Genomic DNA, 20,596 nt, shown 5'->3' with positions numbered 1-20,596 from the left:
GGTTTCGCCAGACCGGGTTGAATCGACAAAAAAACGTAAGCCAACGTAAATATCCCCCTGTTTTGCCCCCATCGCTTCAATTTCGACCACCTATCCTCTATTCTGAGCGTAATTTTCTACGTTCTACCACTGGGTCCTGGAAGACAAAAATGAAACGGACAAAAACGATTAATCACGCTTCGTTCCGCAAAAGCTGGAACGCGCGTCACCTCACTCCTGTTGCGCTGGCATTCACTGCCGTCTTTATGCTGGCAGGCTGTGAACAAAGCGACGAAACAGTTTCGCTCTATCAGAATGCCGATGACTGTTCTGCCGCCACCGGTAAAAGCGCGGAATGTACCACGGCTTACAACAACGCCATGAAGGAAGCGGAACGTACCGCGCCGAAATACGCCAGCCGTGAAGACTGTGTGGCAGAGTTCGGCGAAGGCCAGTGCCAGCAGGCACCAGCCCCGGCTCAGGCCGGTACCGCGCCGGAAAACCAGGCGCAGGCGCAATCCAGCGGCAGCTTCTGGATGCCACTGATGGCCGGTTACATGATGGGCCGCATGATGGGCGGCGGCGCGGGCTATAAGCAGCAGCCGTTGTTCAGTTCTAAAAACCCATCCAGCCCGGCTTACGGTCAGTACACTGATGCTGGCGGCAAAGGCTACGGCGCTGCCCAGCCAGGCCGCACCATGAACGTCCCGAAAACGGCGATGGCGCCAAAACCGGCCACCACCAGCACCGTCACCCGCGGCGGGTTTGGCGACTCTGTAGCTAAACAGAGCACCATGCAGCGCAGCGCGGCAGGCACCTCAACGCGCTCAATGGGCGGCTGATAATGGAACGAGTCAGTATTGTTGAGCGCCCGGACTGGCGCGAAAAAGCCACCGAATATGGTTTTAACTTCCACACCATGTACGGCGAGCCGTACTGGTGTGAAGATGCCTACTACAAGCTGACACTCGACCAGGTTGAAAAACTGGAAGAGGTGACGGCAGAACTGCACCAGATGTGCCTGAAAGTGGTTGAGAAAGTGATCGCCAGCGACGAGCTGATGGCCAAATTCCGCATCCCGAAACACACCTGGGGCTTTGTGCGTCACTCCTGGCAAACCCAGCAGCCTTCGTTATATTCGCGCCTCGATCTGGCATGGGATGGCGTGGGCAATCCTAAGATGCTGGAAAATAACGCTGATACGCCAACCTCGTTGTATGAAGCAGCGTTCTTTCAGTACATCTGGCTGGAAGATCAGGTCGCGGCGGGCAACCTGCCGGAAGGCAGCGACCAGTTCAACAGCCTGCAGGAAAAGCTGATCGAGCGTTTCGCCGAGCTGCGTGAGCATCACGGTTTTAATCTGCTGCATCTTGCCTGCTGCCGCGACACGGTTGAAGATCGTGGCACGGTACAGTATCTGCAGGATTGCGCGGCAGAAGCTGAAGTCGCGACTGAATTTTTGTATATCGAAGATATCGGTTTAGGCGAGCGCGGCCAGTTCACGGATACGCAGGATCAGGTCATCAGCAACCTGTTCAAGCTCTATCCGTGGGAATACATGCTGCGTGAGGTGTTCTCGACCAAACTGGAAGACGCGGGCGTACGCTGGCTGGAACCGGCCTGGAAGAGCATCATCTCTAACAAAGCGCTGCTGCCGATGCTGTGGGAAATGTTCCCGAACCATCCTAACCTGCTGGCCGCGTATTTCGCCGAAGACGATCATCCGCAGATGGATAAATACGTCATTAAGCCGATCTTCTCCCGTGAAGGGGCCAACGTTTCAATCATTGAAAACGGCAAAACCCTGGAAGCAGCCGAAGGTCCATACGGCGAAGAAGGCATGATCGTTCAGGAGTTTTATCCCCTGCCGAAGTTTGGCGACAGCTATGTGCTGATCGGCAGCTGGCTAATCAACGATCAGCCAGCCGGGATTGGCATTCGCGAAGATCGCGCGCTGATCACCCAGGATCTGTCCCGCTTCTATCCGCATATTTTTGTGGAATAGTATGCTGTGCCGGGTAGCGGCTTCGCCTACCCGGCACTGATTACCCCACCTGAACCGACAACATACTCAAGCTGCCCATCTCGATGCCGTCAACCGGCGTCGTAATCGGCTCCTGACCGTCCCACGCGCCCAGCACGTATAACAGCGGCAGGAAATGTTCTGCGGTTGGGTTTGAGAGCGAGCCGCCTTCGTGATCCAGATAGTTCACCAGCGGGTGTTCCTCTGTCGGCCCCTGCCAGTTCAGGTTCGCTTTCACATAGTCATTGAACGACGTCGCCCAAGGATACGGCGTGCTTTCGCCGTGCCAGCGGGCGGTGCGCAGGTTATGCACCACGTTGCCGCTTGCCACCAGCATAATGCCCTGATCACGCAGGGTGGCGAGCTTGCGGCCCATCTCTAAATGCCAGGCGGCCGGTTTGGTGCTGTCGATGCTGAGCTGTACCATCGGGATATCAGCATCCGGATACATTTTGATTAACACGCCCCAGGAGCCATGGTCAAAACCCCATGCCTCTTTATCCAGCGCGACGGGGATTGGTGCCAGCAGTTCAACCAGCTGCTGCGCCAGCGCCGGTGAGCCGGGTGCCGGATAGTGCGTGTCGTACAACGCCTGTGGGAAGCCGCCAAAGTCATGAATCGTTTTCGGGGTTTCCATCGCGGTAACACCCGTGCCACGGGTAAACCAGTGTGCCGACACCACCACGATTGCTTTCGGACGCGGCAACGTCTCTCCCAGATGACGCCAGGCGCGGGTGTAGACATTATCTTCCAGCACATTCATTGGGCTACCATGACCCAAAAACAGCGCTGGCATACGAGAAGAAGTCATGATGATATCCTTACACAAGATGTCGATTTGATTGCTTTACCTTACCTGCTATCTGGTTAAGATGAACTCAGATAACCATGATGAAGATCATCAGGAAATTTGAATGTAAGGGTTCTGTAAAGGCGACTATACCCTCTCGCTTTGCGCGAGTTTAGCCCTTAATATTAATGAGAATCATTATCATAAGGAGAGGTGAATGTCAGTTCCTCTGACTCTGACTATTCTTGCCGGCGCCGCCACCTTTATTGGCGCGATACTCGGCGTGCTGGGCCAAAAGCCCTCTAACCGCCTGCTGGCGTTTTCCCTCGGCTTTGCCGCCGGTATTATGCTGCTCATCTCCCTGATGGAGATGCTGCCTGCAGCTCTCGGCACTGAAGGCATGTCGCCGGTGCTGGGCTACGGCATGTTCGTGGTCGGCCTGCTGGGCTACTTTGCGCTGGACAGAATGTTACCCCACGCGCATCCCCAGGATCTGATGCAAAAAGGGGCGCAGCCGTTACCCAATCTCAAGCGTACCGCGCTTCTGCTGACGCTGGGCATCAGCCTGCATAACTTCCCTGAAGGCGTCGCCACCTACGTGACGGCCAGCAATAATCTGGAGTTAGGGTTCGGTATTGCGCTGGCGGTGGCGCTGCACAATATTCCTGAAGGACTGGCGGTTGCGGGCCCGATTTATGCGGCCACCGGCTCAAAGCGTAAAGCTGTATTCTGGGCGGGGATATCCGGTATGGCGGAGATCCTCGGCGGGGTGCTGGCGTGGTTGATTCTGGGTAGCCTTGTTTCACCGGTGGTGATGGCAGCCATTATGGCGGCCGTGGCCGGAATTATGGTGGCGCTGTCGGTCGATGAACTGATGCCGTTGGCCAAAGAGATTGATCCCAATAACAACCCTAGCTACGGGGTGCTGTGCGGGATGTCGGTCATGGGGTTGAGTCTGGTTCTGCTCCAGACGGCAGGTATAGGCTAAAAAAAACGCCGGGATAACCCGGCGTTTTTTTTGATTCGTTATCAGCTGGCTTTGCGCTCGTGAGCCTGGCGGTAAGCCACCAGATCTTCAATCGTCACCACAGCCATATTGTGCTTGCCGGCAAACTCGATGCACTCCGGCGCGCGCGCCATAGAGCCATCATCATTGGTCAGTTCACACAGCACACCGGCTGGCTTGAAACCTGCAAGCGTGACCAGGTCGATAGTCGCTTCGGTGTGACCGCCGCGAGTCAGAACGCCGCCCGGCTGCGCGCGCAGCGGGAACACGTGGCCCGGACGATTCAGGTCAGATGGTTTTGCACCATCGGCAATCGCGGCACGCACGGTGGTGACGCGGTCAGCGGCAGAAACACCGGTGGTTACGCCGCTGGCGGCTTCGATAGTTACGGTAAAACCGGTGCCGTACGCGCTGGTGTTGTTCTCTACCATCATGGGCAGTTCCAGCTGTTTGCGGCGATCTTCGGTAATACACAGGCAAACAATACCACTGCCGTGACGGATGGTCAGCGCCATCTGCTCAACGGTCATGGTTTCGGCGGCGAAAATCATATCGCCTTCGTTTTCACGGTCTTCATCGTCAAGCACCATTACACCGCGACCTTCGCGAAGCGCAGCAAGCGCGTGTTCAACACGGTCAGCAGAGGTACCGAAAGAGGAAAGGAGCGTCTGATTCATGGTAAAAAAACCTCATTAAAATTATGGTTACCAGAATCAGGGCAGTCTTAGGAGCGCCGTAGTACGGCAAAAAAATAACGTGAGCGGGCCTCGCCCGACTGGTTCGTTACTCTCTCCCATCCGGACTTTAACCGTCGGCCCCGGAATTACACCGGATCTGCTGACCTTTGAGTTTGCACCCAAAGCGCTCGCGGGCTTTCAACGCAAGGTTGATTTACCGCCGGTGGGGAATTTCGCCCCGCCCTGAGAATAAGCGAAATAACTATAACGCTAATGATTATGTTCGGCAACGCTTAAGCATCACACAATTGTGGTTTAAGGATCCCCGTAACGCGCTACAATGGTCGTTATTACCTTTTCTTTGAGGGAACTACGATGATCGACCCGAAAAAAATTGAACAACTTGCCCGTCAGGTTCATGAATCAATGCCAAAAGGCGTGCGTGAATTTGGTGATGACGTTGAGAAGAAAATCCGTCAGGTGCTGCAGACACAGCTGATGCGTCTGGATCTGGTGAGCCGTGAAGAGTTTGACGTGCAGACTCAGGTGCTGCTGCGCACCCGCGAAAAAATCGCCCTGCTGGAACAGCGTCTGACCGAGCTGGAAAACCGCAATGCCGTTGAAGAAGTTAAACCGGCACCTGCAATCCCGCCGGTAGATACGCAGGATTAAAAAAACGGGCCAGATGGCCCGTTTTTTATTCACCAGAATTATTGATTGTCTTTCTGGATCTTCTTAATGATGTTGGTGGTCGAACACCCGTCCTCAAAGTTGAGCACCATCACTTCACCGCCGTTGGCCCACACCTCTTCGCTGCCTGCGATTTGCTCAGGCTTATAGTCACCGCCTTTCACCAACAGATCCGGCAGGATCCCGGCGATCAGGCGCTGCGGGGTATCTTCCTCAAACGAGACGACCCAGTCCACGGCTTCCAGCGCGCCGAGCACGATCATACGCTGCTCAAGCGGGTTCACCGGGCGGGTTTCGCCTTTCAGGCGTTTGGTCGAGGCATCGCTGTTGACGGCTACAATCAGGCGATCGCCCAGCTTGCGGGCATTGGCCAGATAGGAAACATGGCCCGCGTGCAGAATGTCGAATACGCCGTTGGTCATCACCACTTTTTCACCACGCTTGCGCGCAGCAGCTACCGCCACTTTCAGTTCAGCTTCGCTCATCACGCCAAACCCGGTATCGGCACGACCGCGCACCGCGTTTTCCAGTTCGATTGGCGAAACGGTCGACGTACCGAGTTTGCCGACCACCACACCTGCGGCAGCGTTGGCAAAGTAGCAGGCCTCTTCCAGCGAGTTGCCCGCCGCCAGCGTTGCCGCCAGCACGCCAATTACCGTGTCGCCCGCACCGGTGACGTCATACACTTCCTGCGCCTGAGTTGGCATATGCAGTGGCGCTTTACCCGGCTGTAACAGGGTCATCCCCTGCTCGGAGCGGGTTACCAGCAGCGCGGAGAAGTCAAAATCGGCGATGATTTTCATGCCGCGCTCGACAATCTCTTCTTCGGTTTTGCATTTGCCGGCCACCGCTTCAAACTCAGACAGGTTTGGCGTCAGCAGCGTTGCTCCGCGATAGCGTTCAAAGTCGGTGCCTTTCGGGTCGATCAGCACCGGAACACCTGCATCACGCGCCAGCTTAATCATCTGCTGGACGCTCGCCAGCGCCCCTTTCGCGTAGTCGGAGAGTACCAGCGCGCCGATATTGCTCAGCGCGTGGCTGATGCGCTCGTGCAGCGGCTCGGGATCAACGCCCTCAAATCCTTCTTCAAAGTCGAGGCGGATCAGCTGCTGGTTACGCGAAAGCACGCGCAGCTTGGTGATGGTCGGGTGCGTCGGCACGGAGACGAAGTCACATTTAACGTTCACATCCGCCAGCGTCTTGCTCAACGCACGCGCCGCATCGTCGATACCGGTCAGCCCCACCAGGCGTGAATGCGCGCCGAGGGAAGCAATGTTCATCGCCACATTTGCCGCGCCGCCAGGGCGCTCTTCAATGGTATCCACCTTCACCACCGGGACCGGTGCTTCCGGGGAAATGCGGCTGGTCGGCCCATACCAGTAGCGATCCAGCATCACATCGCCAACCACCATAACTCCAGCACGTTCAAACTCTGGCAGTGTTACTTTCATTCCTGACTCCAGAAAGATTCACAATTTGCGCGCGATAATATCACACTTGTTTTGTTACGCACGGTTCCACCAGCCACTTCTGCCAGCAGGCCCGCACCAGCTCTCGCTCTTGCTCAAAGCAGCTCAGCGGTAGATGACCGGGCTGTTCCTGCAGGGCCAGATGGTGCAGCTCATCGCGCAGCGTGGTGTAAGCGCGGGTTAACGCCTGCGCTTCGTGCTCGTCCATAATGTCGTTTTGCGCCAGCAGTTCCAGAATGCGCACGTTATCCGACCAACGGGTCAGCTTCGGCTTATCGTGGGCGTGGTTCAGCACCAGATACTGGGTGATAAATTCAATGTCGGTGATACCGCCTTCATCGGCTTTGATATCAAAGCGATCCTTGTGCTTGTTACCGAGATGGGCGCGCATTTTTTCACGCATCTCCCGTACCTCGATTTGCAGAGGCCCACCCTCGCGCGGGGCGGTCAACACATCGCGGCGTATGGTGTCGAACTGGGCTTTCAGCTGCGGATCGCCATACACCACGCGGGCGCGCACCAGCGCCTGATGTTCCCAGGTCCAGGCTTCGTTCTGCTGATAGTCGGCGAACGAGTCGGTAGAGGTAACTAACATCCCTGCCGCTCCGGACGGACGCAGCCGGGCATCCACTTCATACAGAATGCCGGATGAAGTGCGGGTGCTGAACAGATGCATAATGCGCTGGGCGAGGCGCAGGTAGAACTGGCGCCCGTCGATTTCACGCTCACCGTCGGTCATCACGTCTACCGGGCAGTCGTGAAGGAAAATCAGATCCAGATCGGAGCTGTAACCCAGCTCCCAACCCCCCAGCTTGCCATAACCCACCACTGCAAAGCCGCGGCCTTCGCGATCGGTCAGATGCTTCGGTTGTCCGTAGCGCGCCACCATCTGCATCCACGCCTGATGCACAACCGCATCGATAATCGCTTCTGCCAGCCAGGTTAAGTGATCGCTCACTTTCATTACCGGCAGGGTTTCCGCGATGTCGGCAGCCGCCACGCGCAGCATCTGCGCCTGCTTAAACTGACGCAGCGCCTCCAGCTGTTGCTCTTCATCCTCTTCCGGCACGCGCAGCAGATACTGGCGCAGTTCATCCCGGTAGGCGTCGGTCGCCGTCGGCTGATACAGGGTGTTGGGGTCGAGCAGCTCATCCAGCAGAAGCGGATAGCGCGCCAGCTTACTGGCCACCATCGGCGAGGCGGCACAAAGCGAAATCAGGTGCTTCAGCGCACCGGGGAATTCGCTCAACAGTTCCAGATAGGTGGTGCGGGTAATGATGCCGCTCAGCAGCGGAGTCAGGCGCGACAGCGGCACCGGGGCGTCGGCACGGGAACAGACATCGCTGAGCAGATGCGGCATCAGATGATCGAGCACCTGGCGTCCGCGTGGGCCAATGGCCCGCTTGTTGAGCTCCATGCGGAAATCGGCAATCAGCGCCACCACCCGATGGCGGTCGTCATCGCTGAGATGGGCCAGCACCGGCGTGGTGTCATCCTCCTGCAGCGCATCCTGCCACAGCTCGCGCCAGTGCTCAGACAACTCATCGTCCTGAGATTCGCTCTCATCGTCGCCGATCAGGTCGTTAAAAATACGTCGCACCGCAGCCATATGGCTATCCAGCGCCTCGGTCAGCGCCTGCCAGTCGGCCAGGCGCATCCCCCAGGCCAGACGGGCGCGATTGAGATCGTCGCCCGGCAGGGTCTGGGTTTGTTCGTCATTAATGCTTTGCAGCAGGTTTTCCAGCCGACGCAAAAAGAGGTAAGCCTCGCGCAAAATCTGCGCATCCCCTTCCGGCAGCAGGTTAAGCTGAGCGATGGCGGTCAGCGTTGGCAGCAGGGAGCGGGATTGCAGCGACGGCTCACGTCCGCCACGAATAAGCTGGAACACCTGAACGATAAACTCGATCTCGCGGATCCCGCCCGCCCCCAGCTTGATGTTATCTTTCAGGCCACGGCGGCGCACTTCGCGGGCAATCATGCCCTTCATATTACGCAGGGACTGGATCACGCTGAAATCGATGTAGCGGCGGAACACAAACGGCCGCAGCATAGCCCGCAGCTCATTGGCATATACGTCATCGGTATCGCCCATGATCCGCGCCTTGACCATCGCATAGCGTTCCCAGTCGCGGCCCTGCTCCTGGTAATAATCTTCCAGCGCGGCAAAGCTCAATACCAGCGGACCGCTGTCGCCGAACGGGCGCAGGCGCATATCCACGCGATAAACAAAGCCATCCTGAGTCGGCTGATCCAACGCTTTGATCAGCCGCTGTCCCAGCCGGGTAAAGAACTGGGCGTTATCCAGCTCGCGACGTCCGCCGCGGGTGGCGCCCTTCTCAGGCCAGGCAAAGATCAGATCGATATCCGAGGAGAAATTCAGCTCGCCACCGCCGAGCTTGCCCATCCCTAAGATCAGCAGCGGCTGCGGAGTGCCCTCGTCGCTGCACGGTGTGCCCCACTCACGACAGCAGGCGGTGTACAGCCAGTCGCGGGCGGTGACAATCAGGGTTTCAGCAAGGTGGCTGAGCTGCTGCAAGGTGCTCTCTTCACTGACCAGCATCAGCGCCTGCGCCCAGGCGATGCGTACCATCACCCGACGGCGGAACTGGCGCAGCACGCGCATCAGCGCCGCTTCATCGCCAACATCCACCAGCGCATCGTTGAGCCACCGGGCATAGTGCTGCCATTCGTCCGCCTGGGGCGGCGAGGCGTCAAGCTCCGCCAGCCACTCAGGATGAGCGGTGACGCTCTCCTGCACGAAGTCGCTGAAGGTCAACATCTGCTGCGCCTGCTCGCTCAATGACGCGGCGGGCAATGCGTCCGGCAGACGTTCACACACCGTCTGCCACTGCTGCTGTAACTGTGAAGAAAGCGGCATTTTAAGGGTTCCTTGCCTGCGTTAACGTTTTCCGCTGTGCAGCCAGAATGGCTCCTGCGAAATGGCCTCGTTGCGGAAATGCTCAATTTCAATACGCTGGCGGGTCTTGATGGCATGCTGCAACCCTTGCCAGTTTTCCAGCCACGCGCGAGCCGCAGCGCCATCATAGGCACCTGACAGCAGCAGCATGCTGTCGACGTTGCGTGCCAGACGAATCAGCTGATCGGCGTACTGATCGCCCAGCGGTTGTCCAAAGAGGGTTTTCAGCTCGGCGGCATGACGTGAGAGATGGGTATCGGCAAAGCGTTTAAACGAGTCGTCGATTTTGCCCTGCGCCTTCGCATCCAGGAAGCTACGCCAGCCGCGGGTCACCAGAAACTCGGTCAGCGCCAGCTTCGCCGTTGCGGTTTGCGAGCTGTAGACAGCCGTATCAGCAGAGACGTCGGAGGCCATCAGGGTTTCGGTCTGGGTAAGCAGATCACGTAAGTGAGTGCTCGCTTTACGCGGCACAATGCCGCCGAACAGGGTCAGGCTGTGGCGCACCAGCGCAATCGCCGCCAGCACATCGGCTTTCGCAGCTTTCATGCCGCGAACCCACAGCTCTTCGTGGTACTGCCACTGGCTCAGCGCCAGTTCAAGCGCCGCTTCAAAGCCCTGCTCGACAGAGGATTTCGGCGCGACGAGCAGAATCTGGGTCGGCTTCAGGGTGCGTGGGGCATTCCCCTGGGCCAGATGATAGCCACGGGCGGCCTTGCTCAGGCTGCCCTGGCGCAGTCCGGACTGGGTAACCAGCTTGCGCGCCAGCTTCAATACGTCATCGGCATGGCCTTCCAGCAGCTCCAGCTCCAGTTCGCAAATAGATTCCTGTAACTCACCCGCTTTGACCTCACCCCGATCGAGGGCGATTTCAATCCGGCTGTTGCCTTCGGTCACCAACCACTTCTCGCGCCAGAAATCGGTGCTGAACAGCGGCTGGACATCGTCTGCCAGCGTCGCAGGCAGCTCGCCTTCCGGCCAGACTTCCGTCGGGAAGCGCGCCAGCTCAAGCTGTGGCTGGCTGATGTCGATATTATATTCCGGGCGTTGATGCAGGCCGCCGACCACACGGCCGGCGATTTTCATGGTCATCTCGTAACGCCCGTCAACGCCCCGAATGCGCAGCCCCATATCATGACGGCGCAGCCAGAAGTCCTGCGTTTCGTAATAGATGTTGAGCAACTGTACCGGCTCGTGATGTTCACCTGACAGCTGATGCAGATGGTTTTTCAGCGCGTCAACGCTGTCGCTTTCAACGATAAATTTTAATTCGATTTCCTGAGCCATAGCCTTGTTCTTTTGATTGCAGCTTCGCGGGGTAAATTACGGCGAACTTACTCGCCACTTTTTTGTCAGTACATAGTATTTTGCGTCACTTTGCCACGCAATGCGCAATTTGAACGCCGTAGCCTTTGCTGAAGTGGCCAGAAACCCACGGAGGATTCCGAATACTGACGAATACTTTGCGCGGACGCACTGTTGCCACTACTATCGTTCCACTTTTTATGAAAATAACGACTGCCGATGCTTAAATTACGCCTGACTGGACTCACTTTCCTTGCTCTTAGCGCTGCTACAGTGGTCCATGCCGAAGAGAAACGCTACGTTTCTGACGAACTGAATACCTGGGTACGCAGCGGCCCGGGTGACAATTATCGCCTCGTGGGCACGATTAATGCCGGTGAGGAAGTGGTGCTGTTACAAAGCAATGCGGACTCCAGCTATGGCCAGGTTCGCGACAGCAGCGGCCGTACCGCGTGGATCCCCCTGAAAGAGCTTAGCACCAGCCCGAGCCTGCGCACCCGCGTGCCGGATCTGGAGAATCAGGTTAAAACCCTGACCGATAAGCTGACCAATATCGACTCCACCTGGAACCAGCGCACTGCCGAGATGCAGCAGAAAGTGGCCCAGAGCGACGGGGTGATCAACGGTCTGAAAGATGAAAACCAGAAGCTGAAAAACGAGCTGATCGTCGCCCAGAAGAAGGTGAGCGCTGCTAACCTGCAGCTGGACGATAAACAGCGCACCATCATCATGCAGTGGTTTATGTATGGCGGCGGCGTGCTGGGTATGGGTCTGCTGGTGGGTCTGGCTCTGCCGCATCTGATCCCAAGCCGTAAACGTAAAGACCGTTGGATGAACTAAATAGTCATCTCTGCCACACTTACGTATTATTTTGCCAACATTGGATACGGGAGAGTGTGGCGTGAAGATTTATCTGGTCGGTGGTGCGGTTCGCGATGCGTTGTTGGGCCTGCCGGTCAAAGACAAGGACTGGGTGGTGGTCGGTGCCACCCCTCAGGCGATGCTCGACGCGGGCTACCAGCAGGTAGGCCGCGATTTCCCTGTGTTTCTGCATCCGCAAACCAGGCAGGAGTACGCCCTGGCGCGTACCGAGCGTAAATCCGGCGTCGGCTATACCGGCTTTATCTGCCATGCCGCCCCGGACGTCACCCTTGAAGAGGATTTGCAGCGCCGCGATCTGACCATCAATGCTCTCGCGCAGGATGAAACCGGTCATATCGTTGATGCTTACGGCGGTCAAGCCGATCTGCAAAACCGTATTCTGCGCCATGTCTCCCCGGCATTTTCTGAAGATCCGCTCCGCGTGCTGCGCGTGGCGCGCTTTACTGCCCGCTACGCACACCTGAGTTTTCGCATCGCCGATGAAACCCTGGCCCTAATGACGGCGATGACCGCCGCAGGCGAGCTGGAACATCTCACGCCGGAACGGGTGTGGAAAGAGACCGAGAATGCACTCACCACGCGTAATCCACAGGTCTATTTCCAGGTACTGCGCGACTGCGGGGCGCTGAAAGTCCTTTTTCCGGAGATCGATGCGCTGTTTGGCGTGCCTGCCCCGGCAAAGTGGCACCCGGAAATCGATACCGGCATTCATACGCTGATGACCTTAAGCATGGCCGCGATGCTCAGCCCGGACGTGGACGTGCGCTTTGCCACCCTGTGTCACGATCTCGGCAAAGGGTTAACCCCGCCCGCGTTCTGGCCGCGCCATCACGGCCACGGCCCGGCAGGCGTGAAGCTGGTTGAAGCCATTTGCCAGCGCCTGCGGGTACCGAACGAGATCCGCGATCTGGCAAAGCTGGTCGCCGAGTTCCACGACCTGATCCACACCTTCCCGATCCTGAAACCGGCCACCATCGTCAAGCTGTTCGACAGCATTGACGCCTGGCGCAAGCCGCAGCGCGTGGAGCAGATTGCCCTGACCAGCGAAGCCGACGTGCGCGGGCGCACCGGGTTTGAAGCCTGCGACTATCCGCAGGGACGGTTATTGCGTGAAGCCTGGCTGATTGCGAAAGCGGTGCCCACCAAAGACGTAGTCGAGGCAGGGTTTAAAGGCAATGAGATTCGGGAAGAGTTAACCAAACGACGGATTCAGGCGGTTGCTGACTGGAAGGAACAGCGTTGCCCTCAGCCGAAAGACTGAGGGCAGGTCATCAGAAGAACACCACGTACACCGCAGCCGCCACAATAAAGCGATAGATGGCGAACGGGATAAACGAGATGCGCTTGATAAGCGTCAGGAAGGTTTTAATCGCGAACAGCGCCACGATAAATGCAGTAATAAAGCCGACGGCAAACATCGGGATATCAGCCGTTGTCAGGAAGTGATAGCTCTTATAGAGGTCGAGCGCGGTTGCGCCCATCATCATCGGCACTGCCAGCAGGAACGAGAATTCGGACGCCGCATAGCGGCTCACGCCCATCAGCATCCCGCCTGAAATGGTCGCCCCGGAACGGGAGAAGCCCGGCCACAGCGCCAGACACTGGAAGCAACCAATCATAAACGCCTGACGGTAGGTCATGTCATCCAGACCGGGCGCGCGTGGCTCTTTCGGCTTCAGCACTTCGGCAGCGATCAGCAGGAAACCACCCACCACCAGCGCGTACATCACGTTGATCGGATTAAACAGCGACTTAATGGTGTCGTGGAAGATCAGCCCCAGCACCACCGCGGGTGCCATCCCGAGCAGAATGTGCAGCAGCGTCAGACGCCCTTTGCCGGTGCCTTCATGCGGTGGATGACCAAAGTGAATGCCAATCAGGCCAAACAGGCGACGCCAGAACATCACCACCACGGCCAGGATCGACCCTAACTGAATCACCACCTCAAAGGTTTTTGCCGTTTCACCTTCAAATCCCAGCAGGTGCCCCACGATGATCATGTGGCCGGTACTGGAAACCGGTAAAAACTCTGTCAATCCTTCGACCACACCCAGAATTGCTGCCACCAGCAGCGAGTGCATATCGCTCATCAATAAACCCCTAAAAAGACAGAAAAAACGGATTGCCCAGTGGGCATCCGCAGAAGGAACAGCTGTAAGACCGATTTATCAGGAATTGGTTTAGCAATTATGACGTTAAATATTCCCTTTAAGATTTTGGCTACGCTCGATGGTCACACCCACGTTCGCCGCCCGCGCCACAGCACCGGGTTTGCTGACTTTAATGCGCACCCACGGGGAGTTGAAACGGCTCAGCAGCAGTTGGGCTACCTCTTCCGCCACGCGCTCCACCAGCGCAAACCGATGGCCTTCCACGTGGTTGATGACGGTTTCGCTCACATCGGCATAGCTCAGACAGTCATTCACATCATCGCTTTTTGCCGCGGCCGCGTTATCCCAGCCCATTTCGATATCGAACACCAGCTTCTGTTCAATGGTCTGTTCCCAGTCATACACCCCAATAGTGGTGATTACCGAAAGTTGCTCTATAAATACTATATCCATCACGACCTGCCTGGTTTTTGGCTAAACCGGATACCACTCCCGGCGAATTATGCGTATTATCCACAGATGCTAAGTACAAAACGACATTTTCAAAACGGAACAGCGTTATGAGTGCAATCGCGCCTGGAATGATTCTCCTCGCCTACCTTTGCGGCTCAATCTCCAGCGCCATTCTGGTCTGCCGTATCGCCGGGTTGCCTGACCCACGCGAGAGTGGTTCCGGAAATCCGGGGGCGACCAATGTACTACGAATTGGCGGCAAGGGAGCAGCCGTAGCGGTTTTGATTTTTGACGTTCTGAAAGGAATGCTTCCCGTCTGGGGCGCATATGCATTAGGCGTGACGCCATTCTGGCTCGGGCTGATTGCGATTGCCGCCTGTCTGGGCCATATATGGCCGGCATTTTTTGCTTTTAAAGGCGGGAAAGGCGTGGCCACCGCATTCGGGGCGATTGCGCCTATTGGCTGGGATCTCACCGGGGTGATGGCGGGCACCTGGCTGCTAAGCGTATTACTCAGCGGCTACTCGTCCATTGGCGCCATTGTCAGCGCGCTGATTGCGCCGTTTTACGTCTGGTGGTTCAAACCGCAATTCACCTTCCCGGTATCGATGCTCTCCTGCCTGATCCTGCTGCGCCACCATGACAATATCCAGCGCCTGTGGCGTCGCCAGGAAAACAAAATCTGGACCAAACTAAAGCGAAAAAAGAAAGCTTAACCTGACTGCCTGAAGAACCCCGCCTTGCTCTTTCACACCCTGTCGCGCATACCGGCGCCACTATCCCGTGTCACCATGCATCCAATGGAAGAGATATCGTGTCAGCGAAAACCCGGATGTTTGATATCGCTATCTGACATCCGGGATTGCTCATCAGACGGCAGGCAGCTCTGCCAGCGGCCAGCGCGGACGCACTGAAACGCTCAAATCGGCGGTGGCGTCTGGCTTCAGGCGCACCATTCCGGCATAGGCGATCATCGCGCCGTTATCGGTACAAAATTCCGGGCGAGCGTAAAACACTTCTCCGCGACGTTTTTGCATCATGTCGGCGAGCTTCGCACGCAGAGTTCGGTTGGCGCTCACGCCACCCGCCATCACCAGGCGCTTAAAGCCAGTGTGATCCAGCGCGCGTTTGCATTTGATCATCAGCGTATCCACCACCGCATCTTCAAACGCGCGAGCAATATCTGCCCGGGTCTGGTCGTCGCTATCATTATTACGGATGGTGTTCGCTGCGAAGGTTTTCAGGCCCGAGAAGCTGAAATCCAGCCCAGGACGGTCGGTCATCGGGCGTGGGAAGACAAAGCGTCCTTCGGTGCCTTGCGCCGCCATCTTCGAGAGCATCGGACCGCCGGGATAATCGAGCCCCAGCAGCTTGGCGGTTTTGTCAAAGGCTTCACCCGCCGCATCGTCAATGGACTCGCCCAGCAGCGCATACTCACCGATACCCGTCACACTGATCAGCTGAGTGTGACCGCCGGAAACCAGCAGCGCCACAAACGGAAATTGTGGCGGGTTGTCTTCCAGCATCGGTGCCAGCAGATGCCCTTCCATATGGTGAACCGGGATAGCCGGAACATCCCACGCAAACGCCAGCGAACGACCAATCGTTGCGCCTACCAACAGCGCGCCAACCAGCCCCGGACCGGCAGTGTACGCCACCGCATCGATATCTTTTGCCGTTAAGCCCGCCTCTTTCAGCGCTGCCTGGATCAGCGGCACCGTTTTGCGAACATGGTCGCGGGAAGCCAGCTCCGGCACCACGCCGCCGTAGTCAGCATGTAATTTCACCTGACTATACAGTTGGTTGGCGACCAGCCCTTTTTCATCGTCGTAAATGGCGATGCCGGTTTCATCGCAGGAAGTTTCAATACCCAGTACACGCATGACTTGTTTTACCTCACTCAGATACCGCGCAGTGTAGAGCCTGGGCGGGTTGATGTAAAACTTTCCTCACCCCCACTGTTCACATCGTGTATACTCCTCACCCTTATAAAAGTCCCTTTCAAAAACGGCCGCGGTGCTTTACAAAGCAGCAGCAATTGCAGTAAAATTCCGCACCATTTTGAAATAAGCTGGCGTTGATGCCAGCGGCAAACCGAATTTATAAAGGTGAGAGTTACATGCCGGTAATTAAAGTACGTGAAAACGAGCCGTTCGACGTAGCACTGCGTCGCTTCAAGCGTTCATGCGAGAAAGCAGGTGTTCTGGCTGAAGTTCGTCGTCGTGAGTTCTATGAAAAACCAACGACCGAACGTAAGCGCGCTAAAGCTTCTGCTGTGAAACGTCACGCGAAGAAACTGGCTCGCGAAAACGCACGCCGTACTCGTCTGTACTAATCTGTTGGGGACACACGTCCTCAATTGCCAGACAGAGTAGTAGTCGTAAGGCCGTGCTTCCGGAAGGAATGCGCGGCTTATTTTCGTTTGTGAGTTACTAAAAATTCATGGGGCCTATGGCTGGACGAATTCCTCGCGTATTTATCAATGACCTGCTGGCAAGAACCGATATCGTTGATCTCATCGACGCACGGGTTAAGCTGAAAAAGCAGGGCAAGAATTACCACGCGTGCTGTCCGTTCCATAACGAAAAAACCCCCTCTTTCACCGTGAACGGTGAAAAACAGTTCTACCACTGCTTCGGCTGTGGCGCGCACGGCAACGCCGTCGACTTTCTGATGAACTACGACAAGCTCGAGTTCGTTGAAACCGTCGAAGAGCTGGCTGCCATGCACAACCTTGAAGTGCCCTATGAAGCAGGCAACGGACCCAGTCAGATTGAGCGCCATCAACGGCAAACGCTGTATCAGCTGATGGACGGCCTGAATGCGTTTTATCAACAGTCTCTCAAGCAACCTGCCGCTGAGCCTGCGCGTCAGTATCTGACCCGACGCGGACTGAGCGACGATGTTATTGCGCGTTTCGCTATTGGTTACGCCCCTCCCGGCTGGGATAACGTGTTAAAGCGTTTTGGCGGCAATAGCGAAGATCGTAAATCCCTCATCGACGCGGGCATGCTGGTCACCAATGACCAGGGACGGAGCTATGACCGCTTCCGCGAGCGGGTGATGTTCCCCATTCGCGACAAGCGTGGCCGGGTAATTGGTTTTGGTGGTCGTGTGCTGGGCGATGCCCTGCCGAAATACCTTAACTCCCCGGAAACCGATATTTTCCATAAAGGCCGCCAGCTGTACGGACTTTATGAAGCCCAGCAGGACAACGCTGAACCGCAGCGTCTGCTGGTGGTCGAAGGCTATATGGATGTGGTGGCTCTGGCACAGTTTGACATTAACTATGCTGTGGCGTCGCTGGGCACCTCGACGACCGCCGACCATATTCAGCTGCTGTTCCGGGTGACGAATACCGTGGTCTGCTGTTACGACGGCGACCGGGCAGGACGCGATGCCGCCTGGCGAGCACTGGAAACAGCACTCCCGTATATGACCGACGGGCGGCAGTTGCGCTTTATGTTTCTGCCCGACGGTGAAGACCCGGATACGCTGGTGCGTAAAGAGGGTAAAGCGGCATTCGAAGCGCGGATGGAGCAGGCTCAGCCGCTCTCCACGTTTCTGTTTAACAGCCTGATGCCGCAGGTGGATTTGAGCACCCCGGATGGCCGTGCACAGCTCAGTACGCTGGCGCTGCCGTTGATCACCCAGGTGCCCGGCGAGACCTTACGCATTTATCTGCGCCAGGAGCTGGGTAAAAAACTCGGCATTCTGGATGACAGCCAGCTTGAACGTTTAATGCCGAAACTGGCTGATGGCAACGCGGTTCGCCCCGCTCCCCAGCTAAAACGCACAACCATGCGTATACTGATAGGGTTGCTGGTGCAAAACCCGGAACTGGCACCGCGAGTGCCTTCGCTGGCGGGTCTGAACCATGAAAAGCTGCCGGGACTTGGCTTATTTTCAGAACTGGTCAACACTTGTTTGTCACAGCCAGGTCTGACCACCGGACAACTTTTAGAGCACTATCGCGGAACAAAAGCCTCCGCGACCCTTGAAAAACTGTCGATGTGGGACGATATAGCAGATAAAGATATCGCTGAAGAGACCTTCACCGACTCGCTCAACCATATGTTTGATTCGATGCTTGAACTGCGCCAGGAAGAGTTGATTGCTCGCGAGCGCACACACGGTTTAAGCAGCGAAGAACGCCGGGAACTCTGGATGTTGAACCAGGAACTGGCGAAGAAATAAACGTAAAGACAAAAGTATTTAACGGCTTAAGTGCCGAATATCGTTCGGGTAGATCCCGACAGCCGCACTGAGAGGCAGCGGCACAAATATAAGTACGCCCTCGCTTTAAAGGTTGGCTGCAGCATCGCCGACACCAATCAAACGAATAAGTGTGGATACCGTCTTATGGAGCAAAACCCGCAGTCACAGCTGAAACTTCTTGTCCAACGTGGTAAGGAGCAAGGCTATCTGACCTATGCCGAGGTCAATGACCATCTGCCGGAAGATATCGTCGACTCCGATCAGATCGAAGACATCATCCAAATGATCAACGACATGGGCATTCAGGTGATGGAAGAAGCACCGGATGCCGATGATCTGTTGCTTGCTGAAAACTCGAACAACACTGATGAAGACGCTGAAGAAGCGGCTGCACAGGTTCTGTCGAGCGTTGAGTCTGAAATCGGGCGCACCACTGACCCGGTTCGCATGTACATGCGTGAAATGGGTACCGTTGAACTGTTGACCCGTGAAGGCGAAATTGACATCGCTAAGCGCATCGAAGACGGGATCAACCAGGTTCAGTGCTCCGTTGCTGAATACCCGGAAGCCATCACCTATCTGCTCGAGCAGTACGATCGCGTTGAAGCGGAAGAAGCACGTCTGTCCGATCTGATCACCGGTTTTGTCGATCCGAACGCTGAAGAAGACATGGCGCCAACGGCGACGCACGTCGGTTCAGAGCTGTCTCAGGAAGAGATGGATGACGACGAAGAGGAAGATGAAGAAGAGAGCGACGACGACAGCAGCGATGACGACAACAGCATCGATCCAGAGCTGGCCCGTGAGAAATTCGGTGAGCTGCGTACCCAATACGAAATCACCCGCGACACCATCAAAGCCAAAGGCCGTAGCCATGCTACCGCTCAGGCTGAGATCCTGAAACTGTCTGAAGTATTTAAACAGTTCCGCCTGGTGCCAAAACAGTTCGATTACCTGGTTAACAGCATGCGCGTGATGATGGATCGCGTACGTACCCAGGAACGCATCATCATGAAAGTGTGCGTTGAACAGTGCAAGATGCCGAAGAAAAACTTCATCACCCTGTTCACTGGCAACGAAACCAGCGAAACCTGGTTCAACGCGGCGATCGCAATGAACAAGCCATGGTCTGAAAAACTGCGTGACGTGTCTGACGACGTGCATCGTGGCCTGCAGAAGCTGCAGCAGATTGAAGAAGAGACCGGCCTGACCATCGAGCAGGTTAAAGACATCAACCGTCGCATGTCTATCGGCGAAGCGAAAGCCCGTCGTGCGAAGAAAGAGATGGTTGAAGCGAACTTGCGTCTGGTTATCTCTATCGCTAAGAAATACACCAACCGTGGCCTGCAGTTCCTGGATCTGATTCAGGAAGGTAACATCGGTCTGATGAAAGCGGTTGATAAGTTTGAATACCGTCGTGGCTATAAGTTCTCCACCTACGCCACCTGGTGGATCCGTCAGGCAATCACCCGCTCTATCGCGGATCAGGCGCGCACCATCCGTATTCCGGTGCATATGATTGAGACCATCAACAAGCTCAACCGTATTTCCCGCCAGATGCTGCAGGAGATGGGTCGCGAGCCGACGCCAGAAGAGCTGGCTGAGCGCATGCTGATGCCGGAAGACAAAATTCGTAAAGTGCTGAAAATCGCCAAAGAGCCTATCTCCATGGAAACGCCAATCGGCGACGATGAAGATTCGCATCTGGGTGATTTCATCGAGGATACCACCCTCGAGCTGCCGCTGGACTCTGCCACCACTGAGAGCCTGCGTGCCGCCACCCACGACGTTCTGGCTGGCCTGACCGCCCGTGAAGCGAAAGTCCTGCGTATGCGTTTCGGTATCGACATGAACACCGACCACACGCTGGAAGAAGTGGGTAAACAGTTCGACGTTACCCGTGAGCGTATCCGTCAGATCGAAGCGAAGGCCCTGCGCAAACTGCGCCACCCGAGCCGCTCTGAAGTACTGCGTAGCTTCCTGGACGATTAATTTCGCCGGAATTGAAAAAGCTCCCAATGGGAGCTTTTTTTATGTCTGCGACCTGGGCGGGCATGCCTCGGTTTTTTCCCTCTCCCT

The 20,596-nt window shown here is 56.4% G+C and carries 18 protein-coding genes and 1 riboswitch; of the genes, 10 read left to right on the top strand and 8 right to left on the bottom strand.

What is annotated here, in order from left to right:
- Positions 1-149 precede the first annotated feature (149 nt).
- Positions 150-821, top strand: a complete 672-nt coding sequence (locus M8014_RS22160; protein WP_271284517.1) for a DUF1190 family protein — start codon at positions 150-152, stop codon at positions 819-821.
- Between the two features lie 2 nt (positions 822-823).
- On the top strand, positions 824-1,984 hold the full coding sequence (locus tag M8014_RS22155) for a glutathionylspermidine synthase family protein (RefSeq protein WP_271284516.1): 1,161 nt from the start codon (positions 824-826) through the stop codon (positions 1,982-1,984).
- A 40-nt stretch (positions 1,985-2,024) separates the two neighbouring features.
- Here M8014_RS22155 and ygiD read toward each other — a convergent pair whose 3' ends face one another.
- Entirely contained in the window at positions 2,025-2,813 is a 789-nt protein-coding gene (gene ygiD / locus M8014_RS22150) for a 4,5-DOPA-extradiol-dioxygenase (protein WP_271284515.1), read from the bottom strand.
- Between the two features lie 196 nt (positions 2,814-3,009).
- Here ygiD and zupT point away from each other — a divergent pair, with 196 nt between their 5' ends.
- Positions 3,010-3,780: a zinc transporter ZupT gene (gene zupT / locus M8014_RS22145; RefSeq protein WP_271284514.1), complete on the top strand. Its 771-nt coding sequence runs from the start codon at positions 3,010-3,012 to the stop codon at positions 3,778-3,780.
- Positions 3,781-3,821: 41 nt separating this feature from the next.
- Here the strand turns inward: zupT and ribB are convergent, their stop codons facing one another.
- On the bottom strand, positions 3,822-4,475 hold the full coding sequence (gene ribB / locus M8014_RS22140) for a 3,4-dihydroxy-2-butanone-4-phosphate synthase (protein WP_271284513.1): 654 nt from the start codon (positions 4,473-4,475) through the stop codon (positions 3,822-3,824).
- Between the two features lie 104 nt (positions 4,476-4,579).
- Positions 4,580-4,730, bottom strand: a riboswitch (FMN riboswitch).
- Between the two features lie 120 nt (positions 4,731-4,850).
- Here ribB and ubiK point away from each other — a divergent pair.
- Positions 4,851-5,147 (top strand): ubiquinone biosynthesis accessory factor UbiK, encoded by a 297-nt coding sequence (gene ubiK / locus M8014_RS22135; RefSeq protein WP_271284512.1) that lies wholly within the window; start codon positions 4,851-4,853, stop codon positions 5,145-5,147.
- A 38-nt stretch (positions 5,148-5,185) separates the two neighbouring features.
- On the opposite strand, the gene hldE is transcribed toward ubiK, so the two are convergent.
- The 3 genes from hldE to M8014_RS22120 are packed head-to-tail and all read right to left on the bottom strand — an operon-like array spanning position 5,186 to position 10,835.
- Positions 5,186-6,616, bottom strand: a complete 1,431-nt coding sequence (hldE, locus tag M8014_RS22130) for a bifunctional D-glycero-beta-D-manno-heptose-7-phosphate kinase/D-glycero-beta-D-manno-heptose 1-phosphate adenylyltransferase HldE (protein ID WP_271284511.1) — start codon at positions 6,614-6,616, stop codon at positions 5,186-5,188.
- A gap of 40 nt (positions 6,617-6,656) precedes the next feature.
- Positions 6,657-9,512: a bifunctional [glutamate--ammonia ligase]-adenylyl-L-tyrosine phosphorylase/[glutamate--ammonia-ligase] adenylyltransferase gene (gene glnE, locus M8014_RS22125; RefSeq protein ID WP_271284510.1), complete on the bottom strand. Its 2,856-nt coding sequence runs from the start codon at positions 9,510-9,512 to the stop codon at positions 6,657-6,659.
- Positions 9,513-9,533: 21 nt separating this feature from the next.
- Positions 9,534-10,835, bottom strand: a complete 1,302-nt coding sequence (locus M8014_RS22120; RefSeq protein ID WP_271284509.1) for a CYTH domain-containing protein — start codon at positions 10,833-10,835, stop codon at positions 9,534-9,536.
- Between the two features lie 237 nt (positions 10,836-11,072).
- Here M8014_RS22120 and M8014_RS22115 point away from each other — a divergent pair, with 237 nt between their 5' ends.
- Together M8014_RS22115 and M8014_RS22110 are read left to right on the top strand one after the other, a co-directional pair.
- Positions 11,073-11,693, top strand: coding sequence for a TIGR04211 family SH3 domain-containing protein (locus tag M8014_RS22115; RefSeq protein WP_271284508.1), 621 nt, complete (start codon positions 11,073-11,075; stop codon positions 11,691-11,693).
- A gap of 61 nt (positions 11,694-11,754) precedes the next feature.
- Positions 11,755-12,996: a multifunctional CCA addition/repair protein gene (locus M8014_RS22110; RefSeq protein ID WP_271284507.1), complete on the top strand. Its 1,242-nt coding sequence runs from the start codon at positions 11,755-11,757 to the stop codon at positions 12,994-12,996.
- A 10-nt stretch (positions 12,997-13,006) separates the two neighbouring features.
- On the opposite strand, the gene bacA is transcribed toward M8014_RS22110, so the two are convergent.
- Positions 13,007-13,825, bottom strand: coding sequence for an undecaprenyl-diphosphate phosphatase (gene bacA / locus M8014_RS22105; RefSeq protein WP_271284506.1), 819 nt, complete (start codon positions 13,823-13,825; stop codon positions 13,007-13,009).
- Between the two features lie 105 nt (positions 13,826-13,930).
- On the bottom strand, positions 13,931-14,299 hold the full coding sequence (folB, locus tag M8014_RS22100) for a bifunctional dihydroneopterin aldolase/7,8-dihydroneopterin epimerase (RefSeq protein ID WP_271284505.1): 369 nt from the start codon (positions 14,297-14,299) through the stop codon (positions 13,931-13,933).
- Between the two features lie 107 nt (positions 14,300-14,406).
- Here folB and plsY point away from each other — a divergent pair, with 107 nt between their 5' ends.
- Positions 14,407-15,015 (top strand): glycerol-3-phosphate 1-O-acyltransferase PlsY, encoded by a 609-nt coding sequence (gene plsY / locus M8014_RS22095; protein WP_271284504.1) that lies wholly within the window; start codon positions 14,407-14,409, stop codon positions 15,013-15,015.
- Between the two features lie 153 nt (positions 15,016-15,168).
- On the opposite strand, the gene tsaD is transcribed toward plsY, so the two are convergent.
- Entirely contained in the window at positions 15,169-16,182 is a 1,014-nt protein-coding gene (gene tsaD / locus M8014_RS22090; RefSeq protein WP_271284503.1) for a tRNA (adenosine(37)-N6)-threonylcarbamoyltransferase complex transferase subunit TsaD, read from the bottom strand.
- Between the two features lie 236 nt (positions 16,183-16,418).
- On the opposite strand from tsaD, the gene rpsU reads away from it, so the two are divergent.
- The 3 genes from rpsU to rpoD all read left to right on the top strand — a co-directional run bounded on the left by rpsU (position 16,419) and on the right by rpoD (position 20,509).
- Positions 16,419-16,634 carry a 30S ribosomal protein S21 gene (gene rpsU, locus M8014_RS22085; RefSeq protein WP_001144069.1) on the top strand — a complete coding sequence of 72 codons (216 nt, stop codon included), beginning with the start codon at positions 16,419-16,421 and terminating at the stop codon, positions 16,632-16,634.
- Positions 16,635-16,750: 116 nt separating this feature from the next.
- Positions 16,751-18,496: a DNA primase gene (gene dnaG, locus M8014_RS22080; protein WP_271284502.1), complete on the top strand. Its 1,746-nt coding sequence runs from the start codon at positions 16,751-16,753 to the stop codon at positions 18,494-18,496.
- Between the two features lie 123 nt (positions 18,497-18,619).
- Positions 18,620-20,509 (top strand): RNA polymerase sigma factor RpoD, encoded by a 1,890-nt coding sequence (gene rpoD, locus M8014_RS22075; protein ID WP_271284632.1) that lies wholly within the window; start codon positions 18,620-18,622, stop codon positions 20,507-20,509.
- Positions 20,510-20,596 lie beyond the last annotated feature (87 nt).

Source organism: Silvania hatchlandensis, assembly GCF_025564065.1.
GTDB classification, from domain to species: Bacteria; Pseudomonadota; Gammaproteobacteria; order Enterobacterales; family Enterobacteriaceae; genus Enterobacter; species Enterobacter hatchlandensis.
The sequence above is the reverse complement of the archived record's forward strand: the minus strand, read 5'-3'. Positions and strand labels throughout refer to the sequence as shown.

Bases quoted from the DNA above. Each gene is read 5' to 3' on its own strand.
- zupT (WP_271284514.1), top strand. From the start codon at position 3,010: ATGTCAGTTCCTCTGACTCTGACTATTCTTGCCGGCGCCGCCACCTTT.
- M8014_RS22160 (WP_271284517.1), top strand. From the start codon at position 150: ATGAAACGGACAAAAACGATTAATCACGCTTCGTTCCGCAAAAGCTGG.
- rpsU (WP_001144069.1), top strand. From the start codon at position 16,419: ATGCCGGTAATTAAAGTACGTGAAAACGAGCCGTTCGACGTAGCACTG.
- ygiD (WP_271284515.1), bottom strand. From the start codon at position 2,813: ATGACTTCTTCTCGTATGCCAGCGCTGTTTTTGGGTCATGGTAGCCCA.
- tsaD (WP_271284503.1), bottom strand. From the start codon at position 16,182: ATGCGTGTACTGGGTATTGAAACTTCCTGCGATGAAACCGGCATCGCC.
- M8014_RS22155 (WP_271284516.1), top strand. From the start codon at position 824: ATGGAACGAGTCAGTATTGTTGAGCGCCCGGACTGGCGCGAAAAAGCC.
- dnaG (WP_271284502.1), top strand. From the start codon at position 16,751: ATGGCTGGACGAATTCCTCGCGTATTTATCAATGACCTGCTGGCAAGA.
- bacA (WP_271284506.1), bottom strand. From the start codon at position 13,825: ATGAGCGATATGCACTCGCTGCTGGTGGCAGCAATTCTGGGTGTGGTC.
- ubiK (WP_271284512.1), top strand. From the start codon at position 4,851: ATGATCGACCCGAAAAAAATTGAACAACTTGCCCGTCAGGTTCATGAA.
- hldE (WP_271284511.1), bottom strand. From the start codon at position 6,616: ATGAAAGTAACACTGCCAGAGTTTGAACGTGCTGGAGTTATGGTGGTT.
- ribB (WP_271284513.1), bottom strand. From the start codon at position 4,475: ATGAATCAGACGCTCCTTTCCTCTTTCGGTACCTCTGCTGACCGTGTT.
- M8014_RS22115 (WP_271284508.1), top strand. From the start codon at position 11,073: ATGCTTAAATTACGCCTGACTGGACTCACTTTCCTTGCTCTTAGCGCT.
- plsY (WP_271284504.1), top strand. From the start codon at position 14,407: ATGAGTGCAATCGCGCCTGGAATGATTCTCCTCGCCTACCTTTGCGGC.
- M8014_RS22120 (WP_271284509.1), bottom strand. From the start codon at position 10,835: ATGGCTCAGGAAATCGAATTAAAATTTATCGTTGAAAGCGACAGCGTT.
- glnE (WP_271284510.1), bottom strand. From the start codon at position 9,512: ATGCCGCTTTCTTCACAGTTACAGCAGCAGTGGCAGACGGTGTGTGAA.
- folB (WP_271284505.1), bottom strand. From the start codon at position 14,299: ATGGATATAGTATTTATAGAGCAACTTTCGGTAATCACCACTATTGGG.